General features: G+C 37.8%; 11 protein-coding genes. All 11 read left to right on the top strand.

Annotated elements, in window-relative coordinates; all coding sequences use genetic code 11:
* Positions 1-435: 435 nt before the first annotated feature.
* The gene (locus tag J2T13_RS25685; protein ID WP_429375504.1) at positions 436-723 is read left to right on the top strand and encodes an antibiotic biosynthesis monooxygenase family protein; all 288 of its coding nucleotides are present in this window, start codon (positions 436-438) and stop codon (positions 721-723) included.
* Between the two features lie 147 nt (positions 724-870).
* Positions 871-1,299: an N-acetyltransferase family protein gene (locus J2T13_RS25680; protein WP_429375503.1), complete on the top strand. Its 429-nt coding sequence runs from the start codon at positions 871-873 to the stop codon at positions 1,297-1,299.
* 122 nt (positions 1,300-1,421) lie between these two features.
* Positions 1,422-1,805: a hypothetical protein gene (locus J2T13_RS25675; RefSeq protein WP_429375502.1), complete on the top strand. Its 384-nt coding sequence runs from the start codon at positions 1,422-1,424 to the stop codon at positions 1,803-1,805.
* Between the two features lie 141 nt (positions 1,806-1,946).
* Positions 1,947-2,330, top strand: a complete 384-nt coding sequence (locus J2T13_RS25670) for a MerR family transcriptional regulator (RefSeq protein WP_429375500.1) — start codon at positions 1,947-1,949, stop codon at positions 2,328-2,330.
* A 45-nt stretch (positions 2,331-2,375) separates the two neighbouring features.
* Entirely contained in the window at positions 2,376-3,335 is a 960-nt protein-coding gene (locus J2T13_RS25665) for an aldo/keto reductase (RefSeq protein WP_429375498.1), read from the top strand.
* 203 nt (positions 3,336-3,538) lie between these two features.
* Entirely contained in the window at positions 3,539-4,369 is an 831-nt protein-coding gene (gene pheA / locus J2T13_RS25660) for a prephenate dehydratase (RefSeq protein ID WP_429375496.1), read from the top strand.
* Between the two features lie 13 nt (positions 4,370-4,382).
* Complete coding sequence (locus J2T13_RS25655; RefSeq protein ID WP_429375495.1) at positions 4,383-5,099, top strand: class I SAM-dependent methyltransferase; 717 nt, start codon at positions 4,383-4,385, stop codon at positions 5,097-5,099.
* Positions 5,100-5,118: 19 nt separating this feature from the next.
* Entirely contained in the window at positions 5,119-5,703 is a 585-nt protein-coding gene (locus J2T13_RS25650) for a GNAT family N-acetyltransferase (RefSeq protein ID WP_429375493.1), read from the top strand.
* A gap of 32 nt (positions 5,704-5,735) precedes the next feature.
* Positions 5,736-6,206 (top strand): VOC family protein, encoded by a 471-nt coding sequence (locus J2T13_RS25645; protein ID WP_429375491.1) that lies wholly within the window; start codon positions 5,736-5,738, stop codon positions 6,204-6,206.
* A gap of 39 nt (positions 6,207-6,245) precedes the next feature.
* A complete protein-coding gene (locus J2T13_RS25640; RefSeq protein ID WP_429375489.1) occupies positions 6,246-8,120 on the top strand; it encodes a serine hydrolase domain-containing protein in 1,875 nt (624 codons plus the stop codon).
* A gap of 157 nt (positions 8,121-8,277) precedes the next feature.
* Positions 8,278-8,799 carry a DNA topology modulation protein gene (locus tag J2T13_RS25635; RefSeq protein ID WP_429375488.1) on the top strand — a complete coding sequence of 174 codons (522 nt, stop codon included), beginning with the start codon at positions 8,278-8,280 and terminating at the stop codon, positions 8,797-8,799.
* Positions 8,800-8,896 lie beyond the last annotated feature (97 nt).

Raw genomic sequence — 8,896 nt, 5'->3', positions numbered from 1 at the left:
CTCCTTTTTCACTAGATGATAAAGGAAGGCTTGGTGAATGGCACTAAAGGTTTGTAGGATTTGAAAAGCTACCGCGTAGCGGTTTAGTTCAACAACGAATTCCTACAGGATCTATTAATATCTCAAGTGGATTGAGACAAATAAACTTGAACAGTCAATCTTAGCTAATACTTCCTTATGGGAAATTTAGAAAGGAGATAATAATGATGAATGCACAAGAGGTAGCAGTTAAAGCATGTAAAGAATCTATAAATTATTTAAAGCCTGGAATATAAGAGAAGAGGTTTGCTACTATGGGGTCATTACTCCGAAGTAATTATTTATAGGTTCTGATGAAGAGATTAGTAGATGCCGCTTGAACGTCAGGAAATAGCAAACGTTATCTGCAATTCGTGCAATATGTAAAACCATATAAAAGCATAAAGGAGAAAGAATATGATACTTGAAGTTGCTATGTTGCAAGTCAGACCAGGATTTACAAGCGATTTTGAACTCAATTTTAACGAAGCCTCTAGAATTATCTCCAAGATGAAAGGCTATATCAATCATGAATTGCAGAAGTGCATAGAAGATAAGAATAAGTATATTTTATTAGTACGCTGGGAGACTCTTGAAGATCATACCATTGGATTTCGAGGATCTAGAGAATATCAAGAATGGAAGAAATTATTACACCACTTTTATGATCCATTTCCTAGTGTCGAACATTTTGAAGAACTATAACTATAACGATGATTAAGGTCTAGGGAGTAATTGGAGGAGGGCACGAACAGCAGAATTACACCCACCGTAATTTTGATCTGAGTAATATACTGGGAATCGAACTTATGCTTAAAGAGAGTTTCAATCAAATTAACTTGGAGGTAGGTAATGATTCAAATCCGTCAGTATCGTTCATCAGATGTTAAAGAATTGGCTAGTTTAATGGGAGATTTGGGCTATCCAACTTCTTCTGATGACATGAATAGAAGAATGGATAAGATTGATTCAATTCCATGTTATAAGACCTTTGTAGCTGTAATAAATAATAAAGTTGTAGGAATGATCGGTCTTAATATAATAATGAGTTACGAAAGCGATGACGTGGTAACGCACATTTTAGCTCTTGTAACCAAAACAGATTTTCAAGGTAGAGGAATAGGAAGAGATTTAATGAAATTTGTTGAAGATTGGGCACTATCCAATGGCTCTCATACTTTATATCTTACAAGTGGAATTAAAGATGAACGAAAAAGAGCACATGAATTTTATAAACAATTAGGATTTGAAATTACAGGATATAGATTTATTAAGAAGTAGTAGATGACTTATGAGTAATATAAAGAAGACATATTGCACCTAACAACGTATTTAAGCTGCTTATCTGTCGCTCCTTGGTCCGCCTTAGGAAATAATCAAGTACCTAGAAAGAGGGTATGAACATGTTTGTATTGATATCAGCCGTAATATTCTGTGGTTTAATAGGTATTATCATTCTTTTTCAGTTTTCGTTAGCGGCAGGAATGCCTTGGGGAAGTTATTCAATGGGAGGGAAGTTCCCGGGGAAATATCCACCAGCTATGCGTATAGCCGCCTTAATTCAAGTCATTATTTTAATATTCATAGCCTCAATAATTCTAAGTAAATCAGGACTAATATTTCCTGCATGGTCTTCGTTTGCTAAATCAGCTATCTGGTTTGTTGTAGCATATTCGGTGATTGCAACATTCCTGAACTTGATTACAAAGAGTGTATGGGAAAGAAGAATTTGGGCACCTGTGTCATTGTTACTGCTCATTACAAGTATGACTGTAGCCATCGGATAATTGATAATAATTGGAGCTATTGATAATTTCATGAGCTATGTACAGCTAACAGGTGTTATTTTAACTTTTACGATTTAATTTACAGGGTTGACTTAGAGTGAACTCTAACTTGTAAACTGAAATCATTGAGGAGGCCTCTTCATGAATAATATGGAATTATCCATTCAGCAGGTTGCAGCCAGAACGGGTCTTAGTGTACATACTCTGCGATATTACGAAAAGATCGGTCTGATGGAACCTATCTGTCGTGCAACGAACGGGCATCGTTCTTATCAAGCGCATGACCTTGAATGGATTAGGCTACTTATGCGATTACGTTCTACAGGAATGCCAATTACCGAAATGCAGCGGTTTGCGGATATGATGCGCCTAGGAGATGGGGGTATTAGACAACGAAGGGAACTGCTGGAGGAACACGAACAACAACTGCTCTTGCAGGTTAAGGATCTCCAAGATACTTTGATCGTTTTACGGGACAAGATTACGTATTACAGATCATGGGAAGCTGGACAGCATCAAGAGTAAGATGAAACGATTAAGGTTCGAATCACTATCTAAAAGGAGGAATGCATGGTGCAACAACTGCCATTAGGCAATACAGGATTGAAAGTAAGTGCGTTAGCTCTAGGATGCTTAAACTTCGGATCACGGACAAATAAAGAGACATCCTATCGTTTATTGGATCAATATCAGGATGCTGGTGGGACTTTTTTAGATACGTCCAATAACTATGCCTTTTGGAATGACGGATGCGTTGGTGGGGAAAGTGAATTGTTGCTTGGGCAATGGATGAAAGAGCGCGGTAACCGGGCTCGTATGTTTGTGGGGACGAAGGTTGGAGCCCAACCGACTTTTCCAGGAGGCGGGTTTGAGAATAAAGAAGGATTAGGCCGTAAAGCTATTGAACAAGCAATTGATGCAAGTCTGCTACGCCTTGGAACTGATTATGTTGATTTGTATTATGCTCATGTTGATGATGCGGATATTCCTCTGGAAGAGACACTGGAGACGATGGATGGACTCGTTCGGGCGGGGAAGGTAAGGGCGCTCGGATGCAGTAATCACAGTGTTTCTCGGATACAAGCGGCGCAGAAGATCAGTAGTGATCATAACTGGACCTCGTATTCCTGCATTCAACAGCGGCACACGTATCTTCATTCTAATCCGGGAGCGGACTTTGGACCGCAGATCAGTGCGGATGAAGAGCTATTAAGATATTGTGAGAGTCATGAGGACTTGTCGTTCCTTGCACACTCGCCTTTACTTAATGGAGCCTACACGCGGCAGGACGTATCTATTCCGGAACAGTATGAAGGACCGGGAGTTCAAGCAAGAATGCGCATTCTGAACGAGGTGGCTGTAGAGACAGAGGGAACGTTGAATCAGGTCGTACTTGCTTGGCTACTGCAGAACACACCGACGACAATATCACTAATCGCTGCAAGTAGCTCTGACCAACTGCGTGAGAATTTAGGCTCTCTGGATATCCGGCTAAGTCAAGAACAACTGGAGCGATTAAATAGAGCTTAGGCCACACCATAATAGGGTCATCAACTAACGGAAATAGTTAAAGTTAGCTGGAATTTGGAACCTCTCATAGCGTTCGCCGACATCAGATCATAATGTTTCGTGTATCGAGGACAAGCTTCCTCGCTCCTAGGTGATAATTCGAGGAAGCAATACCGGTACACATCCACGGAAGACAGACTATAAACTTCAAGGAGATATATAATATGAAAGTAGCATATCTTGGACCAGAGGGGACATTCTCAGAAGAAGCCGCTATACAGTATTTCAGTAAGCATGAAGTCGAATACTATATGTTCGATGCAATTCCAGATGTCATTGAAGCCGTTGGAGAGTATAAAGTGGATAAAGCAATTGTTCCTCTAGAGAACACAATAGAAGGCACTATTAACATGACGATTGACACATTAATTTCCTTTGATACGTTACAAATTGAAGGAGAACTCACATTACCCGTCTCTTTGCATCTGCTGGCGAATAAAGAAGCGAAGCTCCCTGAGATAAACGAGGTGTGGTCGATATCACCAATATTAACTCAATGTAGAAAATACTTAAGAAAACGTAGTATGAAGAGCTTACAGTACAATAGTTCGGCGTCAGCTGCTGCAGCATTAAAAGATAGTGAGAGAATGGATGTGGCAGCCATTGGTTCGAGTTCATTGGCCAATTTATTGAACCTGAACATAATGGATTGGAATATCCAAGACAATTTGGATAACCAAACACGATTTATTATTATCAGTAACGATGCACTAACTGAAGGAGATTTAATCAAGACCATGTTTGTAATCACACCAGGGCAAGATCAACCTGGGGTATTATCTTCCATATTGAATGTATTTACTGCTCTTGCAATAAATCTATCATGGATTGAATCACGACCAACGACAAGAAAATTAGGCGTATATCGATTTTTTCTAGAAGCTAATGATAACTGTAGCGCTATGACGATTGAAAAGGCAGTTACTATTCTAGAAACATTAGGACATGAAGTTCGAATAATAGGGCGATATAGTGTGTTTACACAAGTGAAATAAGGAGATGAGCTTAATGAAAAGCAATCATATAAAAAATCAGAGTGATCTGTTTCAAATGCTAGATCATCTCTTTAATGATCCAAAGGAGTATTGGAATACAGTTTATCAAGAGAGACCGAAATATATGCCCTTTCTCACGGATAGCCCAGATGAAAATCTTGTTGATTATTTTATAAATAATACTGTTCAGCCAGGAAGAGTTCTGGAATTAGGCTGTGGGGAAGGAAGGAATGCCATTTATATGGCTAGTAAAGGATGTCAAGTAGATGCGATTGATCTTTCTACAGAAGCAATAAAATTAGCAGTGGATCATGCGAGGATTAAAGATGTTGAGATAAATTTTCAATGTGGGAATGTGTTTGATCTTCAGATTTCTAAACAGACTTACGATCTAGTTTACGATTCAGGATTACTGCATCATTTACTGCCGCATCGTAGGGTTCAATATATTGAACTACTCAATGATGTATTAAAGCCAGGGGGGTGTTTCGCCTTAATTTGTTTTTCTTCTGGATTTACTGAAAATGGAGGGGCAGAGGAGACTTCTGATTATGATGTATATAAAGAAAGAAGAATGCTAGGTGGAATGGCATTTAGTCAAGAGAAACTGCAATATCTCCTCTCAGATTATTTTGAATTAATTGAGATCAGGCATATGAAAGATTGTGAAGAATCTAATGAGTTATTCGGAGTACCTTTTATGTGGGCAAGTATATGGAGAAAGAAATGAAAAAGAATAGGAGCTATATATGAATATAAATGAACTATTTGATAAAAAACCGATTTTTGAGACCAATAGACTCGTAATACGCAAACTCGAGATTCAAGATGCTGAGGACTATTTTTATGTATTGTCGGATTTAGAAACAATAAAACATACCCGTTGGGAGCTTTTTCAATCCATAGAGGATTCCACATTGTACTTGAAGAATTTAGAACAGAAGTATCAATTAAGACAAGCCTTTCATTGGGGGATAGTTGATAAGGATTCTAACAAGATAATCGGAAGAATTGCATTCGTTAATGTTGATGTAGACAATGATAAGACCGAAATCGGATATGTTGTTTCACGAGAATACTGGAATAAAGGTATAGTATTTGAAGCAGCACGAGAATTAATAAAATTCGGGTTCGAAGAACTTGGATTAAACCGTATTGAAGCGAGATGCAATGAAGATAATGTGGGATCTGAAAGAATAATGCAAAAAATCGGTATGGAATTTGAGGGGCTTTTAAGAGAACAACTTAAAATGAAGGGTGAATACAAGACGCAAAAGTTCTATTCCATAATCAGAAGTGATTTTGTTGGAAGTGTTCCTAGGTCCGGGACGTAGTATTAATTGTATTACAAAAGGAGGGTGTCAGTTTGATTCAGAATTTGTATGAAACCCATATACAAGTGAAAGATCTCCAAGTGTCAATTGAGTTCTATATGAAACTAGATTTAGAGCTATCTTTAGTCATTGCTGAGAGAAAAGTTGCATTTTTCTATATCGGAGAAGCTAGACAATTGCTAGGGATTTGGGAAGTACCAGAGGGAGTCGAAGTAAGGAAAAACCATTTTGCTTTTGGAACGGATATAGCTCAATTAAAGTCAGCAATGGAATGGCTTAGAGAAAGAGGAATACAACCTATACAATCATTTGGTAAAGAGCCAATTGAAGCTATTGTACATACATGGATGCCAGCAGCGGCTATATATTTTAATGATCCAGATGGAAATGAATTAGAATTTATTTCGTGGTTACAAGATGAACCACGAGAAATTGGATATGTACCCTATTTAAGTGAATGGAATGAATTGAATAGAATGAGTAAGAGTATGGAAGATAAATAAATGTCGTATGGAGATAGCCTTTTGAAGGAGATTTTGTTAATGAAAACAGACAAGAACTACACATTCGTGAATAAAGTACTAATAGCATTGCTGTCTACTATTGTTCTGATTATTTCATGGGTGGTTCCAGTGTATGCTGTTGAAAAGGATGATACTATTCCATCAGGGATATCAATATCAGCTCTAGAGAAAACGATTGATGAGTATGTAGAGAATCATAAGGAGCATACGGCCGCAGTTTCTATCGTGGCAACGAAAGACGGAAAGACAATTTTCAATAAAACCTACGGGTATGCGGATATTGAAAATCAAGTTATCGCAGATACAGATACTGTATTCGAGTGGGGATCTGCTTCTAAACTTCTGGTCTGGACTAGTGTTATGCAACTTGTTGAACGGGGACAGCTTGATTTGGATACGGATATTCGAGAATACCTTCCACAGGATTTCCTGAAGAAGCTGAAGTACGATACTCCGATAAGCTTATTAAATCTTATGAATCACAATGCAGGTTGGCAAGATAAAATTACGGATTTATACTACTTTTCCGACAAAGAGATTCCAGAGTTAAGAGATACTTTACAAGCGTTTGAGCCGTTACAAGTATATGAACCAGGAACAGTTGTGGCATATTCTAACTTTGGAGCCGCTTTAGCAGGCTATATCGTGGAGATTCAAAGCGGTCAACCCTTTTACGAATATGTAAATGAGCATATATTTGAAGTGCTAGAGATGCATGAAACTTCGATTCATCCATCACAACAAGATCATCCAACCGTAGCACAAAGAAGAAATATTGTTCAAGGATACACGACTAGCTTGGACCCTATCACTAACAGAGGATATCTTGGACTATATCCAGCAGGAAGTGCTACTGGAACAGCAGAAGATGCCGCAAAGTTTCTGATGGCTCTTATGCCGGCGGGTGATACAATGAGTCCATTGTTTAAAAGTAATCAAGTATTGAAAGAAATGCTCTCACCAAGTTTTTATTACAATGGTTCTTCTATCCCTCGAATTGCACATGGCTTTTTTGAAATAAATCATTCGGTTCTAACGCTAGAGCATGGTGGGAATACAGCTACATTCTCGAGTAAATTTAGCTTTGACCCAGAATCTAACGTGGCGGTCATTGTTATGACCAACCAGGTAAATGAATGGTATTATTGCAAAGGCCTGCTGGATACCGTATTTGGGGAATATAAACCGGCTAATTATGAAGGTGATTTGCCTAATACAGCTGAAGTGGAAGGTCTTTACCTGCCCGCAAGACGAATTGTTTCAGGATATGCGAAAATATTCGGGTTCTTAGGAATGGAGAAGGTTCGGGCTATCGATAACGATTCCATTACTGTCTCAGGTGTGCAATATGAACAGATTGAACCTTATACATATATCCATAGACCCAACACTGAATTTATATATTTTGAGGCTAAGGATGGAATTGTCGCAAAGATGTCCTCACCATACGGAGATTCACTTCTCATTTCAGCTTCAACTGTAAATTGGATAAATATCTCCTTAGTTTTTGTTGGCATCTGTCTCTTGTACAACATGATCACACTGATCTGTGAATGGATACGACTTATTATTTCTAGAATGAAGAAAATAGCAGTTCCTGCTTCTACTTTCAATAAATACTACATCATTATTAACGCTGTTGGGTTTGCATTTGTTGTGAATACAGCTATATTAATAGTCAAAACAATAAATTTCTCAACCTATTCTTCCATTCGGATTAACCTCATTTTAAACATGGTCTTTGTCGTGCTTGCGGCAGCCTATATGATTCTATTATTGTTCAAATTCAAGAACACAGATTGTAGTAAAAAACGAAAAGTCTTGTATATATTATCTGGAATTTCAGCATTTATGTGGGCAGCAACCATTGTTGGATGGGATTTGTATTTTTAGGAAAACCGTGTCATTTGATTTGTTCATCGGGTAATAAAGAAATCGTTGATATTCTGAAAAATTGAGGTTTGTGTGGGTAGAATTACTAGGGATTATGAGTGGAATTATACAATCTGCGCTCTTGTGAGAAAATAATCAATGAACAGGAGATAAATTTATGAAACGTGTAATTGTTCTGGGTTCGGCAGGATCAGGGAAATCAACCTTGACTCAAAAACTCAGTGAAATACTAAAACTACCCGTTATTCATTTAGATAAGTACTATTGGAAGCCTAATTGGGAACCAACTTCCAATGAAGAATGGGATGAAGTGGTTAGGGGTTTTACGATGAAAGAGCAATGGATTATTGATGGGAATTATTCTAGAACCTTGGATATAAGAATTCAGAGGGCGGATTTAATTATCTATTTAGACATGCCGACATCGCTGTGTATATATCGAGTTCTTAAACGAAGATTAATGTATCATAAGAAGTCTAGACCTGACATGAACGAGGAATGTCCAGAGAAATTAGATTGGGAATTCTTTAGGTGGGTTTGGAACTATAGAAAAAGAAGTAGGATGAAAACAATAAATAAACTTGAATCAGTTAGGACTCAGAAACAAATTATTATTGTGAAGTCTAGAAAAGAAGTATTCGACTTAATAAATAGACTAGAGCAGAGTAACGAGATATGAAACGAGTCTGTAAAATAGATTGTGTAAACTCCCAAATCTATTAAAATAGATATATAGGAAGGTTGGGGAGCACACATGGGATTATGGACAAAAGAAC

It is taken from the genome of Paenibacillus sp. DS2015 (assembly GCF_050433705.1).
GTDB lineage: Bacteria > Bacillota > Bacilli > Paenibacillales > Paenibacillaceae > Paenibacillus_AQ.
The sequence above is the reverse complement of the archived record's forward strand: the minus strand, read 5'-3'. Positions and strand labels throughout refer to the sequence as shown.

Bases quoted from the DNA above. Each gene is read 5' to 3' on its own strand.
- J2T13_RS25685 (WP_429375504.1), top strand. From the start codon at position 436: ATGATACTTGAAGTTGCTATGTTGCAAGTCAGACCAGGATTTACAAGC.
- J2T13_RS25680 (WP_429375503.1), top strand. From the start codon at position 871: ATGATTCAAATCCGTCAGTATCGTTCATCAGATGTTAAAGAATTGGCT.
- J2T13_RS25675 (WP_429375502.1), top strand. From the start codon at position 1,422: ATGTTTGTATTGATATCAGCCGTAATATTCTGTGGTTTAATAGGTATT.
- J2T13_RS25670 (WP_429375500.1), top strand. From the start codon at position 1,947: ATGAATAATATGGAATTATCCATTCAGCAGGTTGCAGCCAGAACGGGT.
- J2T13_RS25665 (WP_429375498.1), top strand. From the start codon at position 2,376: ATGGTGCAACAACTGCCATTAGGCAATACAGGATTGAAAGTAAGTGCG.
- pheA (WP_429375496.1), top strand. From the start codon at position 3,539: ATGAAAGTAGCATATCTTGGACCAGAGGGGACATTCTCAGAAGAAGCC.
- J2T13_RS25655 (WP_429375495.1), top strand. From the start codon at position 4,383: ATGAAAAGCAATCATATAAAAAATCAGAGTGATCTGTTTCAAATGCTA.
- J2T13_RS25650 (WP_429375493.1), top strand. From the start codon at position 5,119: ATGAATATAAATGAACTATTTGATAAAAAACCGATTTTTGAGACCAAT.
- J2T13_RS25640 (WP_429375489.1), top strand. From the start codon at position 6,246: ATGAAAACAGACAAGAACTACACATTCGTGAATAAAGTACTAATAGCA.
- J2T13_RS25635 (WP_429375488.1), top strand. From the start codon at position 8,278: ATGAAACGTGTAATTGTTCTGGGTTCGGCAGGATCAGGGAAATCAACC.